The 24,572-nt window shown below is 40.7% G+C and carries 22 protein-coding genes; 12 read left to right on the forward strand and 10 right to left on the reverse strand.

Annotation, left to right across the window (positions count from 1 at the left end):
* Positions 1–98: 98 nt before the first annotated feature.
* The gene (locus ACERCG_RS00335; RefSeq protein WP_373610115.1) at positions 99–1,448 is read right to left on the reverse strand and encodes a GntP family permease; all 1,350 of its coding nucleotides are present in this window, start codon (positions 1,446–1,448) and stop codon (positions 99–101) included.
* 187 nt (positions 1,449–1,635) lie between these two features.
* On the opposite strand from ACERCG_RS00335, the gene ACERCG_RS00340 reads away from it, so the two are divergent.
* From ACERCG_RS00340 to ACERCG_RS00355, 4 genes are all read left to right on the forward strand, one after another.
* Entirely contained in the window at positions 1,636–2,151 is a 516-nt protein-coding gene (locus tag ACERCG_RS00340; protein ID WP_373610116.1) for a gluconokinase, read from the forward strand.
* 1,100 nt (positions 2,152–3,251) lie between these two features.
* Complete coding sequence (locus ACERCG_RS00345; protein WP_373610117.1) at positions 3,252–4,373, forward strand: DNA cytosine methyltransferase; 1,122 nt, start codon at positions 3,252–3,254, stop codon at positions 4,371–4,373.
* Positions 4,370–5,410 carry a restriction endonuclease PLD domain-containing protein gene (locus ACERCG_RS00350; protein ID WP_373610118.1) on the forward strand — a complete coding sequence of 347 codons (1,041 nt, stop codon included), beginning with the start codon at positions 4,370–4,372 and terminating at the stop codon, positions 5,408–5,410. Before ACERCG_RS00345 ends, ACERCG_RS00350 begins: the two co-directional genes overlap by 4 nt.
* The gene (locus ACERCG_RS00355; RefSeq protein ID WP_373610119.1) at positions 5,410–7,302 is read left to right on the forward strand and encodes a Z1 domain-containing protein; all 1,893 of its coding nucleotides are present in this window, start codon (positions 5,410–5,412) and stop codon (positions 7,300–7,302) included. Before ACERCG_RS00350 ends, ACERCG_RS00355 begins: the two co-directional genes overlap by 1 nt.
* A gap of 52 nt (positions 7,303–7,354) precedes the next feature.
* Here the strand turns inward: ACERCG_RS00355 and gntR are convergent, their stop codons facing one another.
* Positions 7,355–8,350, reverse strand: a complete 996-nt coding sequence (gntR, locus tag ACERCG_RS00360; RefSeq protein ID WP_373610120.1) for a gluconate operon transcriptional repressor GntR — start codon at positions 8,348–8,350, stop codon at positions 7,355–7,357.
* 73 nt (positions 8,351–8,423) lie between these two features.
* Positions 8,424–9,584 carry a XylR family transcriptional regulator gene (locus ACERCG_RS00365; RefSeq protein WP_373610282.1) on the reverse strand — a complete coding sequence of 387 codons (1,161 nt, stop codon included), beginning with the start codon at positions 9,582–9,584 and terminating at the stop codon, positions 8,424–8,426.
* A gap of 137 nt (positions 9,585–9,721) precedes the next feature.
* Between ACERCG_RS00365 and ACERCG_RS00370 the strand changes: the two genes are divergently transcribed.
* Together ACERCG_RS00370 and ACERCG_RS00375 are read left to right on the forward strand one after the other, a co-directional pair.
* Positions 9,722–9,967 carry an antitoxin gene (locus tag ACERCG_RS00370; RefSeq protein WP_373610121.1) on the forward strand — a complete coding sequence of 82 codons (246 nt, stop codon included), beginning with the start codon at positions 9,722–9,724 and terminating at the stop codon, positions 9,965–9,967.
* The gene (locus ACERCG_RS00375) at positions 9,964–10,356 is read left to right on the forward strand and encodes a type II toxin-antitoxin system VapC family toxin (RefSeq protein WP_373610122.1); all 393 of its coding nucleotides are present in this window, start codon (positions 9,964–9,966) and stop codon (positions 10,354–10,356) included. Before ACERCG_RS00370 ends, ACERCG_RS00375 begins: the two co-directional genes overlap by 4 nt.
* A gap of 42 nt (positions 10,357–10,398) precedes the next feature.
* Here ACERCG_RS00375 and ACERCG_RS00380 read toward each other — a convergent pair whose 3' ends face one another.
* The 4 genes from ACERCG_RS00380 to xylF form a co-directional block, all read right to left on the reverse strand.
* Positions 10,399–11,379 (reverse strand): aldo/keto reductase, encoded by a 981-nt coding sequence (locus tag ACERCG_RS00380; protein ID WP_373610123.1) that lies wholly within the window; start codon positions 11,377–11,379, stop codon positions 10,399–10,401.
* Between the two features lie 101 nt (positions 11,380–11,480).
* The gene (locus ACERCG_RS00385) at positions 11,481–12,608 is read right to left on the reverse strand and encodes a sugar ABC transporter permease (RefSeq protein ID WP_373610124.1); all 1,128 of its coding nucleotides are present in this window, start codon (positions 12,606–12,608) and stop codon (positions 11,481–11,483) included.
* Between the two features lie 3 nt (positions 12,609–12,611).
* A complete protein-coding gene (gene xylG, locus ACERCG_RS00390) occupies positions 12,612–14,126 on the reverse strand; it encodes a D-xylose ABC transporter ATP-binding protein (RefSeq protein WP_373610125.1) in 1,515 nt (504 codons plus the stop codon).
* A gap of 66 nt (positions 14,127–14,192) precedes the next feature.
* Complete coding sequence (xylF, locus tag ACERCG_RS00395; protein WP_373610126.1) at positions 14,193–15,194, reverse strand: D-xylose ABC transporter substrate-binding protein; 1,002 nt, start codon at positions 15,192–15,194, stop codon at positions 14,193–14,195.
* A 242-nt stretch (positions 15,195–15,436) separates the two neighbouring features.
* Here xylF and xylA point away from each other — a divergent pair, with 242 nt between their 5' ends.
* Positions 15,437–16,756, forward strand: coding sequence for a xylose isomerase (gene xylA, locus ACERCG_RS00400; RefSeq protein WP_373610127.1), 1,320 nt, complete (start codon positions 15,437–15,439; stop codon positions 16,754–16,756).
* Between the two features lie 152 nt (positions 16,757–16,908).
* Positions 16,909–18,354, forward strand: coding sequence for a xylulokinase (xylB, locus tag ACERCG_RS00405; RefSeq protein ID WP_373610128.1), 1,446 nt, complete (start codon positions 16,909–16,911; stop codon positions 18,352–18,354).
* A gap of 9 nt (positions 18,355–18,363) precedes the next feature.
* Here xylB and ACERCG_RS00410 read toward each other — a convergent pair whose 3' ends face one another.
* A complete protein-coding gene (locus ACERCG_RS00410) occupies positions 18,364–18,663 on the reverse strand; it encodes a multidrug efflux SMR transporter (protein WP_373610129.1) in 300 nt (99 codons plus the stop codon).
* 78 nt (positions 18,664–18,741) lie between these two features.
* Here ACERCG_RS00410 and ACERCG_RS00415 point away from each other — a divergent pair, with 78 nt between their 5' ends.
* Positions 18,742–19,281 carry an RBBP9/YdeN family alpha/beta hydrolase gene (locus tag ACERCG_RS00415; RefSeq protein WP_373610130.1) on the forward strand — a complete coding sequence of 180 codons (540 nt, stop codon included), beginning with the start codon at positions 18,742–18,744 and terminating at the stop codon, positions 19,279–19,281.
* 70 nt (positions 19,282–19,351) lie between these two features.
* Here ACERCG_RS00415 and dapF read toward each other — a convergent pair whose 3' ends face one another.
* The gene (gene dapF, locus ACERCG_RS00420; protein WP_373610131.1) at positions 19,352–20,176 is read right to left on the reverse strand and encodes a diaminopimelate epimerase; all 825 of its coding nucleotides are present in this window, start codon (positions 20,174–20,176) and stop codon (positions 19,352–19,354) included.
* A 140-nt stretch (positions 20,177–20,316) separates the two neighbouring features.
* On the opposite strand from dapF, the gene ACERCG_RS00425 reads away from it, so the two are divergent.
* On the forward strand, positions 20,317–21,639 hold the full coding sequence (locus ACERCG_RS00425; RefSeq protein ID WP_373610132.1) for an anaerobic C4-dicarboxylate transporter: 1,323 nt from the start codon (positions 20,317–20,319) through the stop codon (positions 21,637–21,639).
* Between the two features lie 45 nt (positions 21,640–21,684).
* On the opposite strand, the gene ACERCG_RS00430 is transcribed toward ACERCG_RS00425, so the two are convergent.
* Positions 21,685–22,059: a CrcB family protein gene (locus ACERCG_RS00430; protein WP_373610133.1), complete on the reverse strand. Its 375-nt coding sequence runs from the start codon at positions 22,057–22,059 to the stop codon at positions 21,685–21,687.
* A 195-nt stretch (positions 22,060–22,254) separates the two neighbouring features.
* On the opposite strand from ACERCG_RS00430, the gene ACERCG_RS00435 reads away from it, so the two are divergent.
* Positions 22,255–23,040, forward strand: a complete 786-nt coding sequence (locus tag ACERCG_RS00435) for an MIP/aquaporin family protein (RefSeq protein ID WP_373610134.1) — start codon at positions 22,255–22,257, stop codon at positions 23,038–23,040.
* A gap of 3 nt (positions 23,041–23,043) precedes the next feature.
* Positions 23,044–24,555 (forward strand): glycerol kinase GlpK, encoded by a 1,512-nt coding sequence (gene glpK, locus ACERCG_RS00440; protein WP_373610135.1) that lies wholly within the window; start codon positions 23,044–23,046, stop codon positions 24,553–24,555.
* The last annotated feature ends 17 nt before the right edge of the window (positions 24,556–24,572 follow it).

Genomic DNA, 24,572 nt, shown 5'->3' on the forward strand with positions numbered 1-24,572 from the left:
AAAGGGAAAATTTCAATAGTTATATAAAAAAACAAGCGGTCGATTTTCTTCAGAATTTGCAAAATTCTGAAGAAAATCGACCGCTTGTAAGAATGAGATTAAAGTAACCAGCTACCAATCAATGCACAAGCAAAGCCTGTTAAACCGATGGAGGTTTCTAACATTGTCCACGTTTTCAGCGTAGTTTTTTCGTCCATTTCAAGGAAACGGCTGATAAGCCAGAAGCCTGAATCGTTCACGTGAGATAGCACAGTTGCACCTGAAGCGATTGAGATCACAATAAAGCAAAGGTCAAACTGACTTAAATCTGTTGCAGCTGCCACCATTGGAGCAATTAACGCCGCCGTTGTGGTTAAAGCCACCGTTGCTGAACCCTGTGCAACACGGAAAACTGTTGCGATAATAAAGGCTGCAACGACAATCGGCATTCCCGTATCTGCCATCATTTCAGACAAGACATCGCCAATACCACTTGCACGCAACACACCACCAAACATACCGCCAGCACCCGTTACTAACACGATAGAACAAATTGGACCAAGTGCGTTGTTACAAATTTTTTCGATTTGGTCTAAGCTACGATTATCACGCAGAAGAATAATTGCCACAATCAGGGTAATCAATAATGCTACTGGCGTTTTTCCAATTAAACGTAGGCTTTGCACCCAAAGTTCGTTGCCGTCCACTACTTTCGCAACAGAGAGTGTGTTTAAACCTGTATCGAATAAAATTAAGATAATCGGTAGTAATAGCACCGTCAGCACTTTACCGAAACTTGGTGGATTTTGTACCGCCATTTCATTTGCAGATAAGCCGTTCAAAAATGCTTTTGGTATATCAACATGAATACGTTTGCTGATAAATTGGCTGAACATATAAGTACCGATGTACCAAGTTGGAATTGCACAAACCAAGCCAACTAACACCAATAAGCCCATATTTACGCCAAGTAAATCGCCCGAAGCAACCGGGCCAGGATGTGGAGGAAGGAAAGCGTGCATTACCGCAAATGCCCCTGCAGATGGGAATACATAACGCAATACTGAACCGCCAAACTGTTTCGCTACACTAAAAATAATCGGCAACATTACCACTAAACCAGCATCAAAGAAGATTGGGAAGCCGAATAACAATGATGCTACACCCAATGCAAATGGTGCTTTCTCTTTACCAAATTTGTTGATCAGTGTATCCGCTAACACTTTTGCTCCGCCTGTGATTTCAAGCAAACGACCAATCATCGCTCCCAAACCTACTAGCAATGCAACAGAAGCAAGCGTACCGCCAAAGCCGTTTAATAGAGTCGGCAATATTTTATCTACAGAAATACCTGCTGCTAATGCGGTGAGTAAACTCACAATAATTAAGGCAACAAAGGCGTGAACCTTAAATTTAATAATTAATACCAGCAATAATAAAATTGCGGCAAACATAATGAAAAGTAACATACTATTTTCTCCATAATAAATTGTTATCGGTAACATAACGATAAAAACTAAACTTGTAAATAATTCGTTATTTTTTATTTTAAATTTGTGATCTACTTCAAATTTTTCAGAAATAGCAGATGATTTTTCGTTTTAACCTGCTAAATTAAGCTCAAATAAAAGTTACCGATAACATAGGAGTAGACAAATGTCTCAAGGAAAAGCATTTATCTTAATGGGGGTATCTAGCACAGGGAAAACCTCTGTTGGCACGGCTATTGCACAAAAATTAGGTATGAAATTGATTGACGGGGACGACCTCCACCCCCGTGCAAATATCGTCAAAATGGCTGGTGGCACACCGCTAAACGATGACGATCGCCGCCCGTGGTTGGAACGCATTAACGATGCGGCATTTAGCCTTGAACAGAAAAGCGAAAAAGGGATTATTGTCTGCTCGGCATTAAAGAAAAAATACCGTGATCAAATCCGTGAAGGCAATACCGATGTCAAATTTCTGTTCCTAAACGGCTCATTTGAGCTGGTATTAGAGCGAATGCAACAACGCAAAGGGCATTTTATGAAGCCTGAAATGCTGCAAAGCCAGTTCAACACCCTCGAAATCCCCCAAGCAGACGAGCCTGATGTGATCTTTATTGATATTGACGGCAGTTTTGAAGAGGTGGTGGATAGATGTGTGGGGGTTGTGGAAGAGTTGATTTAAGATAAAACAGTTAATTTTTTAGATTATTTCAGCAAAAAAGCCGCATTTTTATTATGATTGCGGCATAATGTACAAAATTTTACACTAGGGTAAAAAAATGCACTTCACTTTATTTCAAATGATTAAAATACGTTGCGTTGCGTTGCGTTGCGTTGCGTTGCGTTGCGTTGCGTTGCGTTGCGTTGCGTTGCGTTGCGTTGCGTTGCGTTGCGTTGCGTTGCGTTGCGTTGCGTTGCGTTGCGTTGCGTTGCGTTGCGTTGCGTTGCGTTGCGTTGCGTTGCGTTGCGTTGCGTTGCGTTGCGTTGCGTTGCGTTGCGTTGCGTTGCGTTGCGTTGCGTTGCGTTGCGTTGCGTTGCGTTGCGTTGCGTTGCGTTGCGTTGCGTTGCGTTGCGTTGCGTTGCGTTGCGTTGCGTTGCGTTGCGTTGCGTTGCGTTGCGTTGCGTTGCGTTGCGTTGCGTTGCGTTGCGTTGCGTTGCGTTGCGTTGCGTTGCGTTGCGTTGCGTTGCGTTGCGTTGCGTTGCGTTGCGTTGCGTTGCGTTGCGTTGCGTTGCGTTGCGTTGCGTTGCGTTGCGTTGCGTTGCGTTGCGTTGCGTTGCGTTGCGTTGCGTTGCGTTGCGTTGCGTTGCGTTGCGTTGCGTTGCGTTGCGTTGCGTTGCGTTGCGTTGCGTTGCGTTGCGTTGCGTTGCGTTGCGTTGCGTTGCGTTGCGTTGCGTTGCGTTGCGTTGCGTTGCGTTGCGTTGCGTTGCGTTGCGTTGCGTTGCGTTGCGTTGCGTTGCGTTGCGTTGCGTTGCGTTGCGTTGCGTTGCGTTGCGTTGCGTTGCGTTGCGTTGCGTTGCGTTGCGTTGCGTTGCGTTGCGTTGCGTTGCGTTGCGTTGCGTTGCGTTGCGTTGCGTTGCGTTGCGTTGCGTTGCGTTGCGTTGCGTTGCGTTGCGTTGCGTTGCGTTGCGTTGCGTTGCGTTGCGTTGCGTTGCGTTGCGTTGCGTTGCGTTGCGTTGCGTTGCGTTGCGTTGCGTTGCGTTGCGTTGCGTTTTTAGAGCATACCTATCTCTTAAGCTCTATTCAAGAAATTTTTTCTACCTTTTGTATAGGAGATAGATCCTATGCAACCTAGCCAAATTTCTCTATTCGATACTCCATATAAACCTAAAATCCTATCGCTATTTTCTGGCTGTGGAGGATTAGACTTAGGTTTTCATTTTGCTGGCTATAAAACTATATGGGCAAATGATTTTTCCCATTGGGCATGTGAAAGTTTCCGCAAAAATATCGCTGATGTTATTGTTGAAGGTGATATCGAACAAATTGATCCAAATGACCCTAGTATTCCCGATTGTGACATTATTCTCGGAGGTTTCCCTTGCCAAGATTTCTCTATGATTTGGAAACAACCAGGTTTAGATGGGGAACGAGGGAATCTCTATAAGAGCTTTTTACGCTTTGTAAATGCTAAAAAGCCGAAAGCGTTTGTAGCAGAAAATGTAAAAGGATTACTTACAGCAAATAAGAAAAAAGCAATTCAGCAAATTATTACTGACTTCGAAAGCTGTGGTTACTATGTTCAGGCAAAACTCTACAACTTTGCTGAATTTGGTGTTCCTCAATTTCGTGAACGAGTACTAATTGTTGGAATTAGGCTAGATACTGGCTTTGATTTTCATCATCCTAAGCCAACGCATAGCGAAAATGGCAAAAATGGATTAAAGCCCTATGTTACAGCAGGACAAGCAGTATCAAATATACCTCTAAATGCAAAAAATAATGAGCTGATGAAAATCAGTAGTAAAACAAGGGAAATGCTCTCACTTATTCCTGAAGGTGGAAATTTTACAGATATACCGAAAGATCATCCTCTTTATGTAAAAGGAATGATTAGTCATGTTTATCGTCGAATGCATCGCAATGAACCATCGAAAACCATCATTGCTGCTGGTGGTGGAGGCACTTGGGGATATCACTATCCTGAACCTAGAGCTTTTACCAATAGAGAACGGGCAAGGATTCAAAGTTTTCCTGATGATTTTGAGTTTGTTGGCTCGACAACCGAAGTGCGTCGCCAGATTGGAAATGCAGTTCCACCACAAGGCGTAGTGGAATTAGCAAACTCAATATTACCACTATTTTTAGATAGCTATCCTAAAACTAATTTATATAAAAAATTAGAAGAAGAAAAATCTGTGATATTCCAAGATCGTTTGAATAGGATTCGAGGAGGGAAAAGATGAATACCGTTTTTTCCAATTTTTCTAATGCAAAAATCACTGAAAAATCACTTAATTCAGTTTGGTTTGATTTATTCAAGTCATCAGATGAAGTTTTAATGGCTACAGGGTATGTTTCTAACGATGCAGTTAAAGAATTGCACAGAATTTTAGAATTGAACAATCAAATACAGAAGATAGATTTACTAGTCGGTATGCATTATTTAGAAGGATTTAGTCTACCTCAATATAATAGTTTATGTGAATTACATAATTTCTTATGCAGTAGCCAACGAGGTAATGTATATGTTTCTCAATTCGTAAAATTCCACGGAAAAATGTATTCATTCAAAAACCAAAATAAATTTGATGGTTTAATTGGTTCAGCAAATTTAACCTGTTTTTGGGATAATTTAGAACGTACTTATGAAACAATGCTTCATTTGAACGAGCAAGAAAGTGCATTTAAATTAAGAAAAAATATTCAACAAACAATTCATAAATTAGGTACACCAATAAACCAAGCAAATGAACCTACTATTTTCATTCCGCATAATGTTCATTTAGAAAATTGTTTAGGTGTGGAGAAAGTTGATCTTAATAAGGTGAATATGCTTTTCAAACAGCCTGCCCAATATCAATTTTCAATCCCTATAAAAACAAAAGAAAGAAGTAATTTAAATTGTTTTTTTGGTAAAGGCAGGATTGACCAACGAGGTTTTATTAAACCTCGTTCTTGGTATGAGGTTGAATTAATTGTATCCAATAAAATCACACGACTAGATGGCTATCCTTATAATAAAGAATTCACAGTGATTACTGATGATGGCTGGAAATTCCAATGTAATACCAATGGTGATTTTGCGAAAAACTTCCGTTCAAAAGAAGATTTGAAAACATTAGGCAAATGGATTAAAGGTCGCTTAGAAGCCAATGATTGCCTGCAAACTGGCGAACCTGTCACAGAAGAAACTCTCAGAAAATATGGTAATGATCATTTTGAATTCCGCTCGACAGATAATCCCGATATTTGGTTGCTTTCTTTCAAGGGGAATAAATAATGCTACAAACCTATTTGAATAAACTAGCACCACCTGAATTATCAGAATCTGTTAAAAATACGGCAAGTGGTTTTATTGAAAAATTAGAAAACTCTATTCCTCAAAAAGTGCAAAATATACTGTTATTTGGAGAGGTTCAAAGTGGTAAAACAGCACAAGTACTAGGTGTATTAAGTGCATTAGCTAATACAGGTAATCATAAAGTCTTTCTTTATCTAACAACTGACAGTGTTGATTTACAACAACAAACTGTAAAACGAGCCGAACAAACTTTGGATAGTTTTATTGTTCTTTCAGAAAATAGTGATCATAACTTTATGCAAGTAATGAAAGCTGATAAACCTATTTTAGTTGTAATTAAAAAGAATTCACACATATTAAAAAGATGGCGGAATTTATTTAGTAGCCAAACTAATTTAAGGGGGTACCCATTAGTTATAGTTGATGATGAAGCCGACGCTGCAAGCCTAAACACAAATATCAATAAAACCAACAAGGAAGCAAGTACAATAAATCGTTATTTACAGGATATTAAAAATTCTTGTTGCCAAACTCTTTTTATTCAATTAACAGCTACTCCTCAATCATTATTATTACAGCATCAAGAATCTAACTGGAAACCAGAATTTATCCACTTTTTTTCAGCAGGAGAAAATTATATTGGTGGTAAATTTGTTTTTTCTGATCCGCCAAGTTATATCACGCGATTTATTGATAGTGAATTAGAGGATATGAAAGACGAAAGCGGTGAAATTTCTGATGGAGTTAAACAGGCATTACAAAGTTTTCTAATTACATGTGCTGAATTTGATTTATGCAATAAGAATAATTGCAACTTTGCTCTTCATCCAAGTCATAAAGTTCAGGATCATCAAGTCTTTGCTGATAAAATTCGTGGTTGTTTAAACGAATTGGTGCAAGCTATAAATAATGGGGAAGATCTTTCAGAAGTCTTTAGAGAAAACTATCAAGATCTACAAACAAGCAAGCCAGATATCCATCATTTTGAAGAAATTTATGAAAATCTCTCAATACTTTTACAGGATAAAAAAGTAAAAGTGCTCGTATTAAATTCTAAAACAGAGATAGAATTTAATCTAGAACAGGGATTCAACATAATCATTGGTGGTAATGTTATTGGGCGAGGATTAACTATCCCAAAATTGCAAACTGTATATTATAGCCGTATGTCTAAGAAACCAAATGCAGATACTTTCTGGCAGCATTGTCGTATTTTTGGTTACGATCGAGATAGAGCACTATTAAGAATGTATATTCCTTATGATGTTTATCGTTTCTTTGTAACTCTTAATCAAGCCAACAATCTATTGATTGAACAAATTTGTGGTAAACAGGAAGAAATTCAGATCATATATCCAAAGAGTATCAATCCAACTCGTAGAAATGTCTTAAAATTGGATAATATCAATCAACTTATTGGTGGGATAAATTATTTTCCTAGCCAACCAAATGAGAATAATCTAGCTACCATTACGGATATAGTTAAAAACATAAAAAATAGCTATGAAATCAAGAGTGATTTATATCAAATTGAAATTAATACATTATTTGTTCTATTAGAAAATCTAGGCCATTATGTTACAGAAGATTGGGATAAAGAAAGGTTTATTGATGCTATTCAAGCATTACAATCCCAGCGTCCTAGCTTCAAAATCTATGTACTAATTAAAACTGACCGTAAATTAACCAGAGCCACAGGCACAATGCTTTCAGAAGATGATCGAAGACTAGGAGATAAATATCCTGACGATTTAGTCTTAACACTTTATCGTGTAGTCGGAGATAAAACCAAAGGGTGGAAAGGGCAAGATTTCTGGTTGCCAAATATTAAATTACCGCATAAAGGAAGTATTTATTGGAGTGTAAAATAATTCTAAATACAGAAGCTAGGTGAATTTTATATTACTGATATCTAGTCATTTACTACACACTCTCCCCCAAATGGATCTGATACCCCAAATTGATAATCGGGCTTTGTTGCGGTATGCCGTGAATACGGTTGAGTAGTTCTTGGGCGGCGACTCTGCCCATTTGTAGGCGTGGGGTAATCACGCTGGCGAGTTGTGGGGTGAGGGATTGCCCGACGTCGTGGCCGTGAAAGCCGGCAATTTTGATCTGCTCAGGCACGTTAATCCCTAAGCGTTGGCACTCAAATAACGCCCCGATAGCGAGGTCGTCATTGGTGCAGAACACGCCGTCTAGCTGTGGCTGTTGGGCGAGGGCTTGGCGGAGTTGTTCTGCCCCGAGCGTAAAAGAGGAATGCTCTTCGGTCGTGATATTCAATGGTGTCAAACCATGTTTTCGCATCGCCTGTTCGTAGCCCTGCATTTTGAGTTGCGAGCGTTTGTCCATTCTCGCTCCGAAATAGGCAATGTGGCGGCTGCCACGTTGGATCATCGTTTCGACCATCGCTTGAGCTGCAGAAATATTGTCAAATCCGACCGCTTGTTGAATACCGCCTTCGCATTCCATTATCTCAATCACAGGAATGCGAGCCACTTCCAGCATTTTTAGGGTGCGGGCGGAGTGATGATTTTCCGAGAGAATAATTCCGTCAATGTTGTAAGAGAGCAGCGATTCAATCCGCTTCTCTTCCTTTTCTTCGCTATAACCGTAGTGAGCCAACATCGTTTGATAGCCTGCTTGATCGGTAATCTGTTCAATGCCTTTAATCACATCAGCAAAAACCTGGTTGGTAAGCGAGGGAACAAGCACGCCAATCGCTCTGCTTTTCGCATTCGAGAGAATATCGGGGGCTCGGTTCGGAATATAACCAAACTGCTCTATCGCTTGAGCAATGCGTTCTCCCGTCTCTTTCGCCACCGTGTTCGGGTCACGCAAAAAGCGGCTGACGGTCATTTTAGTAATGCCGAGATGGGAAGCAATATCTTGCAAAGTAGGGCGTTTGTGTTTGGTCATTGGAATGCGTTGAGTAATAAATCAAATATGGTTCATTATATGCAAAATTTTGCCTAAAAACGACCGCTTGTCACTACTCTTCCCGAAACTCTTTCGGGGTTTTGCCGAATTCTTTTTTAAACACCGCATAGAAATATTGCAATGAAGGATATCCACACACATTGGCAATCTCTTGGGTAGAAATATCGGTAAATTTGAGCATATATCTTGCTCGTGCCAGTTTTTCCTCGTGGATTGCTTGATGAATGGTTTTGTTCATCTCTTCTTTAAAACGCTGTTCGAGGTTGGAGCGAGAAATTTTAAGATGATCCAGCACCTGTTCTACCTTGATCCCTTGACAAGCCCGATGGCGAATATAGTGCATTGCCTGAATAACGAGCGGATCTTGCAAAGAGCGGTAATCGGTCGAACGGCGTTCTTCCACTTTTATTGGAGGGATCAAAATAGGCTTAAGCGAAACGGGCAGATCATTGAGTTTGCGATAAAGCAGCTTCGCTGCGTGATAGCCAATTTGTGTTGTGCCTTGTGTAACAGAGGAAAGAGAAACACGAGAGAGATATTGAATCAGCTCTTCGTTATCAATACCAATCACACAAAGCTGCTCCGGCACAGCAATTTTTAGATGCTCGCAAGTTTGTAGCAGATGTCTGGCTCTCGCATCTGTTACTGCAATAATGCCTGTATGGGGCGGCAAGGTTTGCAGCCATTCACCGAGTTTGGTTTGCAGTTCGAGCCAGTTATCGGAATGAGTTTGGTCGCCAATGTAAAAATTCGGTTGATGTTCATATTTTTCCATCAGCTGAATAAAAGCGTTTTGACGCTCTACCGCCCAATGTTTTTCCGTTTCTGCCGGGTAGCCATAAAAAGCAAACTGATTAATGCCTTTTTGCTTTAGGTGTAGAAATGCTGATTCCACTAACGCATAGTTATCGGTTGCGACATAAGGTACTTTCGGGTAAAAATCAGGATTTTGATAAGAACCGCCAACGCCGACAATCGGTACATTAATGCCTTTTAGCAACTCAACGGTTTCAGGATCGTCAAAATCGGCAATAATACCGTCAATGGAGAGGCTTTCAATGGTATTTTTATGATAGACAAAATCATCTTCAATAAAAATATCCCAAGAGCATTGAGAAGCCTGAATAAACTGCCCAATCCCTCGCATTACGCCACGATCGTAAATTTTATTTGCATTAAAAAGCAGGGCGATTTTGTGATACTGCTCGGTCATTGTTCCCTCCCACATCTCCTTTAAGTAGCACTATAAAATAAAATGATTTTTCGATCAAAGCAGATGAAAAGAAATTGACAAGCGAAGGTTTTAAACTTAATTTAATATATATTTTTTGTATATATTAAGGAGAAACTATGGCGGTTGCAAAACTTTTTTGGAGCGGAAATTCCCAAGCATTGCGCTTGCCTAAATCTTTTCGCTTTAATGCTGATAAAGTACGCATTGAAAAAGTGGGCAATAAGATGATTATTGAGCCAATTGTGGAAGATTGGGAATGGCTTGATTTATTAGATGCAGCCGATCCCACAATGGAAGAAGCTATCTTAGAAGCTCGCCAATCTGAAAATACACAAGAACGAGATTGGAGCTGCTTTGAATGACATTTTTATTAGATACCAACGCAGTCATTGCGATTTTAAACGGTAACAACCAATTTATTACCACAATGAAGCAATATAAACCAAGCGATTTTGCTGTTTCTTCGATTGTGATGTTTGAGCTATTTTATGGAGCTTATAAAAGCCAAAATATAGAGAAAAACTTGGCAAAAATTGCGTTATTACCCTTTGAAGTATTAGTCTTTAATGAACAAGATGCTCAACAAGCGGGTGAAATTCGGGCAAAACTTGCAAAACAAGGCACGCCTATTGGCACTTATGATGTGCAAATTGCAGGACAAGCCATCGCACAAAATCTCACATTAATTACCCATAATGTGAAAGAATTTCAACGTGTACCAAATTTGCGTTACGAAGATTGGCAGAGGTAAAAATCGGGCTAGATACTTAATTATCTAGCCCGATTTTAAAATTTACCACAAATGATGCACACTTGGGCGGATTAAGTGGTTGTAAATCTCTTCTACTTTTTGCATTTCAGCTTCAGTTAATGGTGGGAAGTTATCCACCGCTGCGTTAGTAATTACTTGTAAAACTTTACTTGCTCCCGGAATTACTGTGCTGACGGCTTCATTCATCAATACCCAACGTAGGGCGTGAGGAATTAAATCTTCCGTGCCGAATAGAGTTTTCAGTTCCTCCACTGCTTGTAAGCCGAGCTGATAATCCACACCCGAAAAGGTTTCGCCTTTATCGAAGGCTTCGCCTTGACGGTTAAATGTGCGGTGGTCATCTTTGCCAAATTGGGTGTTGGCGTTGTATCTACCTGTAAGTAAGCCGCTTGCAAGTGGCACTCGGGCGATAATACCCACATCTTTTTGTTGAGCCGTTGGGAAGAGTTGCTCCAATGGTTTGAGGCGGAACATATTGAAGATAACTTCCATTACCGCAATGTCATACTCCATTGCCAGCAAGCCTTCTTCTACAGTTTCGATACTCACACCGTAGTCAATGAGTTTTCCGCTGGCTTTGAGCTGTTCTAATTTAGCAAAAATCTCATCATTACGATAAACCGACGTTGGCGGACAATGAAGCAAAATCATATCCAGCTTTTCTGTGCCAAGACGGCTTAAGCTGGCATCAACAAATTTTTCGATTGCCTGTGGCGTGTACATTTCAGCGGTATGCGGATTTAACGCACGCCCACACTTGGTAACCACATAGAAAAAGTCTGGGTATTTTTTCAAGATTTCGCCAATCGCTTTCTCGCTTTGCCCGTTGTTATACACATCGGCGGTATCAATAAAATTGATGCCTTGCTCATAAGCGGTTTCTAAAATTGCCATCGCCTCTTGATGATTGAACGGGTCGCCCCATTTCGTTCCAAGTTGCCAAGTGCCTAACCCAATTTCTGACACCATTTTGTTGGTTTTACCAAATCTGCGTTGTTTCATCGCTGCCTCCCAAGATGTCAGCTATTCACTTCATTAACATAATCGCAAGCGGTCAGATTTGCAGAAAAATTTACAAATTCGACCGCTTGTAACTTCAATACTTAGGCTTTTTTCTTGCTGATGGTATCTACCCAAACCGCAAGGAGTAGAATTGCACCTTTTACGATATATTGCCAGAAAGTTGGAACATCAAGCATACTCATTCCGTTATCGAGTAAAGCGATGATAAATGCCCCGATAACCACACCGTAAATTGTACCGATACCACCTGCTAAACTTGCTCCACCAATTACACAGGCAGCGATTGCATCAAGTTCCGCATTTTGCCCTGCTGATGGAGCACCTGCCCCAAGTCGGGAGCTTAAAATTAAGCCAGCGATCGCGACTAATAATCCGTTTAGAGCAAAAATAGAAAGTTTAACTTTTTCAACTGCAATCCCTGAAAGACGTGCTGCGTCAATGTTGCCACCAATCGCATAAACGTGGCGACCAAAGGCAGTTTTGCGGGCTAAGAATGTGCCTGCAATGGCTAATACAACTAACACTAATACTGGGAATGGCACACCACGATAGTCATTGAGTAAGTAAATCGCCCCTAACACAGTGATTGCGACAATGCCGTATTTGATGGTGTCTTTCGGCATAGACGGCACGGTTAAATTGAGTTTTTGTCTTGCTTTGCGTTGATAACTTCCCCACGCAATAAAGCAAAGAATACCGATTGTGCCTAACATCATACCTACAATATCAGGCAAGTAGCCTTGACCGATAGTCGTCATCTCTTGGCTGATAGGCGAAACGGTTGTGCCGTTTGTAATCCCCACTAAAATACCACGAAATGCTAACATACCTGCAAGGGTTACAATAAAGGACGGCACTTTTTGATAAGCGACCCACCAACCATTCCAAGCACCAATCATCAAACCTAACACAACAGTAACTAGAATAGTTACAGGCAACGGCCAGCCCCACCACACATTACTGATTGCAGCAAATCCGCCAAGTAAACCCATTAGTGAGCCAACAGAGAGGTCAATTTCTGCCGAGATAATCACAAATACCATACCAATGGCGAGAATACCTGTAATGGAAGTTTGGCGTAGTAGGTTAGAAATGTTTCTGGCACTTAAATAAGCACCATCAGTTGCAATAGAGAAAAAGCTCATAATTACGATGATTGCAATCAGCATAATATAAACTTGTAAATTAATGGATTTTAACTTGTTCATAGATTACTCCTTGAGTGCCGCTTCCATCACTTTTTCTTGGGTTAAATTCTGGTTGATGAGATCTGCTTTAATTTTTCCTTCGTGCATAACTAATACACGGTCGCTAATCCCTAATACTTCTGGCAATTCAGACGAGATCACAATAATCGCCATTCCTTCTTGGGCTAATTGATTGATGAGTTTATAAATTTCATATTTTGCCCCCACATCAATGCCTCGTGTCGGCTCATCTAAAATTAAGATTTTTGGGTTGAGTAGCAAACATTTCGCTAAAATCGCCTTTTGCTGATTACCGCCACTTAACCGCCCAATCGCTAATTCAGGCGAAGATGTTTTTACTTTTAGCTTCGCAATAGACTGGTTGATAATGGTTTCTTCAAGCGGCTCATTAATCACTTTCTTGCCAAAACAAAATTGTGGCAATGAAGAAAGAGTAATGTTTTTACCTACACCCATAATCGGAATAATGCCGTGTTTTTTACGATCTTCCGGCACCATCACAATATGGTTTTCAATCGCTTGTACACAATTTTTGATTTTAATCGGTTGCTTATGCAGAAAAATATCACCTTGATATTTGCCTTGGTAAGAGCCAAAAATACATTGTGCCATCTCGGTTCGCCCTGAACCGACCAAACCGGCAATACCTAAAATTTCACCTTGGCGTAGCACAAAATTAGCATTATCAACCCGTTTGATATGTGTATTGGTTAGATGCCAAGCAGTTAAGTTTTCAACTCGAAGAACTTCTTCGCCAATATTATGTAGCTCGTGTGGGTAGAGCGAGGTAATTTCACGCCCAACCATCATCGTAATAATATCGTCTTCACTCATTCCCTCTGCACTGCGAGTACCGATATGTTCGCCGTCTCGAATGACACAGATTTTGTCGGAAATGGCTTTCACTTCATTTAATTTATGGGAAATATAGACACAAGCAATGTTATGAGCTTTTAAGTCTTTAATTAAATTAAGCAGAATATCGGTTTCTTTTTCAGTTAGTGAGGCGGTAGGCTCGTCTAAAATCAACAACCGTACCTGTTTATTCAATGCTTTGGCAATTTCAACCAACTGTTGTTGCCCTAAGCCTAGCTCTCCAACTTTGGTATTTGGGTCAATATCCAACTGCACTTGTTCAAGTAAGGTTTTGCAACGCAGATACATTTCATTGTCATCTGTAATGCCTGATTTGGTAATTTCATTACCTAAAAACATATTCTCCAAAATCGACATATTTTTTACTAAGGTCAATTCTTGGTGAATAATCGAAATGCCTTTTTCTTCTGTATCTTTGATATTTTTAGCAATCAGTTTTTCGCCGGAAAAATAGATTTCCCCTTCATACTCACCGGCAGGATAAATTCCACATAATACTTTCATCAGAGTTGATTTGCCTGAACCATTTTCACCACATAAAGAAAGTATTTCGCCGGTTTCAAGGGAAATTGAAATATTATTTAATGCCACAACCTCACCGAATTTTTTAGTGATGTTCTTCATTTCTAATAATTTCGCCATACTTAGTTAGCCCCTTATTTTCAAAAATGGCGAGGAAGCCTCGCCATCTAGAAAAATTAAAGTGATTTATTTATATACTGCATCTTTGGTATGGAAGCCGTCTTTAATTACGGTGTCATCAATATTCTCTTTAGTTACCACCACAGGCTCTAATAAGTAAGCCTCAACCTCTTTGCTGCCGTTGTTTAATTTCGCATTGCTTTCCACTTTTTCTTCTTTACCTAAAGCAACAGCAATTTCAGCGGCTTTATCTGCAAGGTTAGTAATTGGTTTATACACTGTCATTGTTTGCGTTCCTGCAATAATGCGTTTAATTGCGGCTAAATCTGCATCTTGTCCGGAAATTGCAACCTTGCCGGATAACCCTTGAGCACTTAACGCTTGAATTGCACCGCCTGCGGTTGCATCGTTTGAAGCTACAACTGCATCAATGTTGTTTTTATTCGCTGTTAGTGCATTTTCCATAATTTGCAATGCTTTTTCCGCTAACCAAGAATCAACCCATTGGTCGCCCACCACTTTAATTTTTCCACTGTCAATTAACGGTTGTAGCACCTTCATTTGACCTTTACGGAACAGCTTCGCGTTATTATCTACAGGTGAACCACCCATTAGGAAATAATTCCCCTCCGGCTTTTTCTCAATAATACTTTTAGCCTGCAGTTCACCTACTTTTTCATTATCGAATGAAACATAGAAATCAATATCTGCATTGTTAATTAAGCGGTCATAAGCAAGTACTTTAACGCCATCTTTTTTTGCCTCAGCAATCACATTGGATAACACTTCACCGTTAAACGGAATAATCACTAACACATCAATATCTTTGTTTAACATATTCTCAATTTGAGAAATTTGAGCGGTTGCATCGCCATTTGCGGATTGAACGAAGACTTTTGCCCCTAAGCTTTCCGCTTTATTCACAAAAATGTCTCGGTCTTTTTGCCAACGCTCTAAGCGTAAATCATCAATTGATATACCGATTTTTAGATCTTTAGCAACAGAAGCATTGCTGAATGCCATTAAAGTCGCCGCAGCAACGGCTAATAATTTAGACTTAAGTTTCATAGTTCACCTCATTGGTTATGAAAATGTGTGAGCATCTGTTTCGCCCGTAAGCAGTCTGGGCTGATTTCAAATGAAGTTCAATTATCATATTTATTAATATCATTATGATTTTTCACTTTTGTGATCTACGCCACATTAACCAATAATCTAAATCAAAAAACGAAATATCGTAATTGAAGGTTTTGCGTAATTTTCCGATGATGTCGCCGAAAGATTATTTTCCAATTCAGAGGAGCATTATTATGTCTAACTATTTTGACAAAATCTCGAAAGTCCAATTTGAAGGAGCAAACTCAACCAATCCGTTTGCATTCAAACATTACAACCCAAATGAAGTAATTTTAGGAAAAACAATGGCAGAACATCTGCGTTTAGCGGTTTGCTATTGGCACACATTCTGCTGGACAGGTAATGATATGTTTGGTGTGGGTTCACTTGACAGAAGCTGGCAAAAAACAGGCGATTTATTGCAAGGTGCGAAGCAAAAAGCGGAAATTGCCTTTGAATTTTTCCAAAAATTAGGCATTCCTTACTACTGTTTCCACGATGTGGATATTGCCCCAGAAGGCAATAACTTCAAAGAATATCAACACAATTTCAACACTATTGTGGATATTTTAGAGCAAAAACAAGCTGAAACAGGCGTGAAATTATTATGGGGTACGGCGAACTGCTTTACCAATCCTCGCTATATGTCGGGTGCTTCAACCAATCCGAATCCGGAAGTCTTTGCTTGGGCGGCAGCACAAGTCTTTACCGCAATGAACGCAACCAAACGCTTAGGCGGCGAAAATTATGTATTATGGGGCGGACGTGAAGGTTATGAAACCCTACTCAACACTGACTTAAAACGTGAGCGTGAACAAATCGGTCGCTTTATGCAGTTAGTGGTGGAACATAAACACAAAATCGGTTTTAACGGCACTTTATTAATTGAGCCAAAACCACAAGAACCAACCAAACATCAATATGACTACGATGTTGCCACCGTTTACGGTTTCTTAAAACAGTTTGGTCTAGAAAAAGAGATCAAAGTCAACATTGAAGCAAACCACGCCACTCTTGCAGGGCATACTTTCCAACACGAAATTGCGACTGCCACCGCATTAGATATTTTTGGCTCGATTGATGCCAACCGAGGTGATCCGCAATTAGGTTGGGATACCGACCAATTCCCGAACAGCGTGGAAGAAAACACCCTTGTGATGTATGAAATCTTAAAAGCAGGCGGTTTCACTACAGGTGGCTTCAACTTTGATGCAAAAATCCGCCGCCAAAGTACCGACCCTTATGATCTATTCCACGCACACATTGGAGCGATTGATGTGTTAGCCCTTTCACTCAAACGTGCAGCGAAAATGATTGAAGATCAAGCATTACAAAAAGTGGTGGATAATCGCTACGCAGGCTGGGATAAAGATTTAGGTCAGCAAATTCTAAACGGCAAAGCAAGTTTAGAAGATTTGGCGAAAATCGTGGAAAACCAAGCGTTAGATCCGAAACCTGTTTCAGGTCAGCAAGAATACTTGGAAAACTTGGTAAATAGCTATATTTATCGTTAATCTACAAGCGGTTGTTTTTTATCAATTTTTTGCAAAGTTAAGCTCGATCTGATCCCTCTCTTTAGCAAAGAGGGGTGATAGATCTCCAAAACTTAAAATTGCAAATGTTCCGAATAAAATGACCGCTTGTATTCAATAACAAAGGAATATTTATGTACATTGGAATCGATCTCGGCACATCGGGTGTGAAAGTCGTGTTACTCGATGAAAATCAACACATTATTGCCATTACCCAAAAATCACTCCCGATTTCTCGCTCGAAGTCATTGTGGTCTGAACAAAATCCGCAAGATTGGTGGAATGCCACCAATGAAGCAATGCTTGAATTAGCTCATCAACAAGATTTAAGCGGTGTAGAAGCCATCGGCTTAACAGGGCAAATGCACGGAGCAACCTTGTTAGACAATGCGGACAATGTGCTTTCCCCTGCCATTTTATGGAACGATGGTCGCAGTTTTGCGGAATGTGAAGAGTTAGAACAACTTGTGCCAAACAGCCGTGAAATTACAGGTAATCTGATGATGCCAGGCTTTACCGCTCCGAAATTGCGTTGGGTTGATAAGCACCAGCCAGACATTGCCGAAAAAGTCAGCAAAGTATTGTTGCCAAAAGATTATCTCCGCTTAGTAATGAGTGGTGAATACGCCTCCGATATGTCTGATGCCTCTGGCACAATGTGGCTTGATGTAGGTAAACGAGATTGGAACAAATCGCTACTGAACGCTTGCGGATTAGATATTGAAAATATGCCTAAATTATTTGAAGGTAATCAAATCACAGGCTATTTACGCCCAACCCTTGCCGAGCAATGGAAAATGAAATCCGTGCCGATTGTAGCAGGCGGTGGCGATAATGCCGCTGGGGCAATCGGTATTGGCTTATACCAAACAGGGCAAGCAATGCTCTCGCTCGGCACATCAGGCGTTTATTTTGTCGTGAGCGATAAATTCCACGCAAATCCGCAAAAGGCAGTGCATAGTTTCTGCCACGCTTTACCCGATAGATGGCATTTGATGTCGGTGATTTTAAGTGCGGCTTCTTCGGTGGATTGGGCAGTAAAATCGCTAGGTGTTAAAGATGTGCCAACCTTGTTCCAACAAGTTGAGGCGAATCAAACTGCCTCTGATGCAATTTTCTTACCTTATTTATCAGGCGAACGCACACCACATAATGACCCGTACGCCAAAGGCGTATTCTGGGGCTTAAGCCATAACGACAACCAAGCGACAATGGCAAAAGCGGTGATTGAGGGCGTAAGTTTCGCCTTAGCTGAAGGTATTGATGTGTTACACGAAACAGGCGTGAAAGCGGAAAACATAGCCCTCATCGGTGGTGGGGCAAAAAGTGCCTACTGGCGACAACTGCTTGCCGATATTAGCGGCAAAACCTTTGAATACCGCACAGGTGGCGATGTTGGTCCGGCATTAGGGGCTGCGAAACTAGCTCAAATTGCGTTAAATCCAAATCAGGATATCGCCACGTTCTGCCAGCCGTTGCCGTTAGAACAGGTTTATCAACCAAACCCTGTACGCTATGCCGAATATCAAGAAAAACGCCAGAAATTTGCTGAAATTTATCAGCGGTTGAAAGGGTTATAATTTATCTTTCTAATCATCACAAGCTAAAATCAACGTAATGCCAATCAAACCTGCCAAGTCGATTTTCTGTCCAAATGCAAAATAAGCCACAATGGCGGTAAGCACAATGCCTACGCCAGACCAAACCGCATACACAATACCGACAGGGAGCGTGCGGAAAATAATCGAGAGAAAGTAAAATGATAAACCATACAGAGCGAGTGAGCTGATGGTTGGTACGGCTTTGGTAAATCCGTTACTTAATTTTAATAAGTTGGTGGCGGCAATTTCCAAACAAATTGAAATCGCTAATAAAATCCAAACGTTCATTGAGTTCCTTGTAAGTGGTATTTGTAGCTATTACTACATTTTTTGCTACAATCACTTTAATCAAATTAGGAGGAAAAAATGGCACAGGTTTATATTGTACACGGTTATACGGCAAATGCCGATAAACATTGGTTTCCTTGGCTAGAGCAAGAGCTTGAAAAATGTGGCGTAAGTTGCGAGCGGCTGAATATGCCAAATTCGGAAAATCCATCATTAGACGGCTGGTTAAATCATCTTGCACAAAATGTGGAACTTACTGATCAAACCATTTTTGTGGGGCATAGTTTAGGCTGTATCGCTATTTTGAATTTTTTAGCGAAAAATTTCGCCAAAATTAAAGGAGCGGTGTTTGTGTCAGGCTTCTATCAACCCGTAGAGAATTTACCCGAACTTTCTGCCTTTACAAATTATTATGCGATTTTGCCGAGCGTATCGCATTTTCCAAGCTATGTGGTCAGCGCGTTAGACGATAAAGTGGTAAACCATAAATATAGCGATGCTCTCGCTCAACATTTGCAAGCGGACTACATTCGCTTTAATCAAGGCGGGCATTTCTTAGATAGAGAAGGGGTAACGGAATTGCCTGTGGTGTTGGAGTTGGTGAAGAAATTGGTTTAGTCAAAATCTGTTTAATGGTAATCTGTATAGAATTGTTGGGACGAATGTGATTCGCCCCTACGTTTTGTAATTACAGCTTAATAAACCCATCATAAATATGGGTTGCATCGCCAGTCATATAAAGTGGGTGTCCGATGCCTTGCCATTCAATAATTAGCGAACCGCCAGGTAAATCAACCTGTACTTTATTATCGAGCAGACCTTGCATAATCCCCACCGCTACTGTGCCACACGCACCACTGCCGCAGGCTTGGGTTTCCCCTGCTCCACGCTCATACACACGCAGTTTAACGTGATTGCGATCAACCACTTGCATAAAGCTAATGTTCGCTCGTTCAGGGAAACGCTCGTGGCTTTCAAGCAGAGGCCCGAGTTCATTCACAGGAGCGTTTTTTACATCATCAACTTGTAACACACAGTGCGGATTACCCATTGAAACCACACCGCATAATACGGTTTGTAAATCAGTTCTCAGAATGTAATTTTTCTCAAACTTATTCGCTGTAAATGGGATTTGTGCAGGTTCCCAAATTGGCTCTCCCATATTCACTCGCACTTTGCCGTCCTCTTGCAAACTTAACACCATTTTTCCTTTGGCGGTACTAACGTGAATATCTTTTTTATTAGTAAGCCCTTTGAGCGTAACAAAGCGAGCAAAACATCTCGCTCCATTGCCACATTGTGAAACCTCACTGCCGTCTGCATTAAAAATGCGGTAGTGGAAATCTAAGTCAGGATCGTAAGGCGGCTCAACCAATAAAAGTTGGTCAAAACCAATACCACGATGACGGTCAGAAAGTGTGCGAATCATCTCCTTCGTTAAATAAACATTTTGAGTTACACCGTCTACTACCATAAAATCGTTGCCCAATCCGTGCATTTTTGAGAATTGCATATTTTTTCCTAATTATCGAACCATTTATTGATTTAGATTATAGAGATTAAAAATAGTTATTGATATAGTAAATCTCAATGAATTTGAGGAATTTAATTTCTTCAAAAATGTATTTTTACAATCTTACTAGGAGCAAAATTATGTCTGCTATGTTTTTTATCCAATTTGCCATAGTGTTACTATGTATCTTGGTCGGTGCCCGTGTTGGTGGTATCGGTTTAGGGGTATTTGGTGGTTTAGGTTTAGCTATTTTGTCATTTGGCTTTGGCTTAAAACCGGCAGGATTACCTATTGATGTAATGTTTATGATTATGGCTGTCGTTGCAGCTGCCGCCGCAATGCAAGCCGCTGGTGGTTTAGATTATATGATCAAAATCGCAACTCGCATTTTGCGTAAAAATCCAAAACACATTACCTTTATTGCACCACTTGTAACTTGGACATTTACCTTGCTGGCAGGTACAGGGCACGTTGCGTATTCTGTATTGCCTGTAATTGCAGAGGTAAGCCGTCATAACGGTATTCGCCCTGAGCGTCCGCTCTCAATGGCGGTAATTGCTTCACAATTTGCTATTGTAGCAAGCCCGATTGCCGCAGCGGTGGTTGCGGTAGTTGCATTCCTTGAGCCACAAGGCATTCATTTAGGCGATGTATTAAGTGTAACCATTCCTTCAACATTATTAGGTTTAGGTTTAGCTTGCGTATTCGTAAACAAAATGGGCAAAGAGTTAAAAGATGACCCGAATTACCAACGTTTATTACAAGATCCTGAATATGTGAAAGCGAACAATCCGGTTACCAATCCAACTGAATTACCGTTAAAACCAACTGCAAAATTATCCGTTGGCTTATTCCTATTCGGTGCATTGTTAGTAGTATTAATGGGTGCAATGCCGGCACTTCGCCCTGTGTTTGATGGTAAACCAATGGGTATGGCTCACACCATTGAAATCGTAATGTTAAGCGTAGGTGCATTAATTATTTTACTTTGCAAACCAGATAGCAATGAAATTACCAAAGGCTCAGTTTTCCACGCTGGTATGCGTGCAGTAATTGCAATCTTCGGTATTGCGTGGTTAGGTGATACACTAATGCAAGGTCATATGGATGAAGTGAAATCAATGGTATCAGGCTTAGTTGAAACTGCACCTTGGGCGTTCGCTTTCGCATTATTCGTGCTTTCTATATTGGTAAACAGTCAAGGTGCAACCGTTGCTACACTATTCCCTGTGGCAATTGCTATCGGTATTCCAGCACCTGTTCTAATCGGGGTGTTTGTGGCGGTAAACGGTTACTTCTTCATTCCAAACTACGGTCCAATTATTGCTTCAATCGACTTTGATACAACAGGCACAACTCGCATTGGTAAATATATTTTCAACCATAGCTTTATGTTGCCAGGTTTACTCAGTATGATTTTCAGCATTGGATTTGGTTTATTACTCTCAAATATCCTGCTTTAAGTTCAATAAAGCCTCCCAAATGGGAGGTTTTTATTTGCAAAATTTCTAAGAAAAATAACCGCTTGTAATGTAGCGAACAATGAGAATACCTAGCAATGTAAGCAAAATCCCGCCGACTAAATGTAAACTTAGCACTATCCCGAATTGCGATAATTTACCTGCCAGCAATTTTTCGCTCAGCTCAAGCGAAAAACTTGAAAAGGTGGTGAAACTACCAAGAAAGCCTGTGATAAAAAGCAATCTTTGGCTATCACCTAAATTAAAGCCCATCGCAATGCCAATCAGAAAGCAACCTATCCAATTCGCTAATAATGTGCCTAATGCAAACTGATTCAGTAATGGATTAAGCCACACCCCTAATTGCCAGCGAGACAATGCCCCAAGTACTGCACCAAGTGAAAGTATAAAAACCGAGTACATATTTTGTCCTAAAAAATAGTTTATAAAATTATACCTAGAAATAGTTGATTTAAAAAAATAATGTGATGGATTTCACAAATTTAACATTTCCTATTTGCTTAAAAAATGGCGTTTTGGCAATATCAGCTCGAAAATATTTTCATTTTCAAACATTTTTTCATTGGTTTTCAATCATTTCTTCTTAAGGGGAACGTTATGGACAGAACCTTACGCAATGCTTGTATCGGTGAATTTATCGGTACAGCTTTCATTCTTTTCTTTGGTGCAGGCTGTGTAGCTGCGGCACAAGTGGCTGGAGCTAGTTTTGGTTTATGGGAAATTGCGATTGTTTGGGGGCTTGGTGTTTCAATGGCAATTTATATTTCTGCCGGTATTTCTGGTGCACACTTGAACCCCGCTGTAACGATTGCTCTTGCTACATTTTACGGTTTTGAAAAACACAAAATTTTACCTTACATCATCGCTCAAGTAGCAGGGGCTTTCTGCTCAGTTGCACTTATCTACTTTATGTATAGCGATCTCTTTATTGCAACCGAAGCCGCTCAAGGTCTGGTTCGAGGAGAAACAGTTGGTCTTGCAGGCGTATTCTCAACTTATCCAAATCCAAGTATCACGTTAGTTACTGCCTTTATTGTTGAATTTGTGATTACAGCCGTGTTGATGTCCACCATTTTAGCCATTGGTGATGATAAAAACGGCTTGCCGAATAAAGCCTTAGCGGCATTACTCGTCGGTTTATTGATTGCGGTAATTGGTGGGGCAACAGGCCCATTAACCGGCTTTGCGATGAACCCTGCCCGTGATTTCGGCCCGAAACTCTTTGCTTTCCTTGCCGGTTGGGGTGAAGTTGCACTCACAGGTGGTAAAGAAATCCCTTATTTCATTATTCCAATTGTTGCTCCAATCTGCGGTGCGTTATTCGGTGCTTGGGGCTATAAAAATCTTATTCATAAAAATCTTCCAGCAAATAATCAGGAGTAATCTATGGACAAACAATACATCATCGCCCTTGATCAAGGTACAACCAGCTCCCGTGCGGTATTATTAGATAAAAATGCCAATGTTGTTGAAGTGGCACAACGTGAATTTACCCAGATTTATCCACAAGCAGGTTGGGTAGAACATAATCCGATGGAGATTTGGTCTAGCCAAAGCTCTACTTTAAATGAAGTGGTGGCAAAAGCAGGCATTAGCCCTGATAGCATTGCTGCAATAGGGATTACCAACCAGCGTGAAACCACGATTGTGTGGGAAAAGGAAAGCGGTAAACCTGTTTATAATGCGATTGTGTGGCAATGTCGTCGCACATCGGATATTACCGATAAATTAAAAGCAGACGGACACGAGGAATATATCCGTAAAACCACAGGTTTGGTGGTTGATCCCTACTTCTCTGGCACAAAAGTAAAATGGATTTTAGATAACGTGGAAGGTGCAAGAGAAAAAGCGGAACGTGGTGAGTTATTATTCGGTACGGTCGATACTTGGCTTGTGTGGAAATTAACACAAGGGCGTGTGCATATTACCGATTATACCAACGCTTCTCGTACAATGTTATTTAACATTCACACCAAACAATGGGACGACAAAATGTTGGAATTGCTCAACATTCCACGCTCAATGCTACCTGAAGTGAAAAACTCCTCCGAAATTTACGGCAAAACCAATATCGGCGGACAAGGCGGTGTGCGTATTCCAATTGCAGGTATCGCAGGCGACCAGCAAGCGGCTCTTTACGGCCATTTATGCGTGAAAGAGGGACAAGCGAAAAATACCTACGGCACGGGCTGTTTTATGCTAATGCACACAGGGAACACCGCTATTCAGTCCGAAAACGGCTTATTAACCACCATTGCTTGTAACGCAAAAGGCGAACCTGAATATGCGTTAGAAGGCTCTGTCTTTATTGCAGGGGCTTCAATTCAATGGTTGCGTGATGAGCTGAAAATTGTTCACGACAGTTTCGATAGCGAATATTTTGCAACGAAAGAAGATAGCTCAAATGGTGTTTACGTTGTGCCAGCATTCACTGGCTTAGGAGCACCATATTGGGATCCGTATGCACGAGGTGCAATCTTCGGCTTAACTCGTGGCTCAAACCGAAATCATATTGTGCGTGCAACCTTAGAATCTATCGCTTACCAAACCCGTGATGTGTTAGAAGCAATGCAGTCTGATTCAAAAGCAAAACTTCAAGCATTGCGTGTTGATGGTGGTGCAACAGCGAATAACTTCTTAATGCAATTCCAAGCCGATATTTTAGATACCAAAGTTGAACGCCCGAAAGTCAAAGAAGTAACAGCGTTAGGTGCGGCTTATCTTGCAGGTATTGCAGTTGGCTTCTGGAAAGATTTGGAAGAGCTGAAAGACAAAGCCGAAGTTGAAAAAACCTTCACACCAGATGGCGATCAAGAAAAACGAGCGAAACGCTATAAAGGCTGGAAAAAAGCGGTTCGCCGTTCATTAGAATGGGCGAAAGAAGACGCTGAAGAGTAATTTCTAGCTGATACAGG

Source organism: Mannheimia sp. E30BD (assembly GCF_041807785.1).
In the GTDB taxonomy this organism is placed as follows: Bacteria; Pseudomonadota; Gammaproteobacteria; order Enterobacterales; family Pasteurellaceae; genus Mannheimia.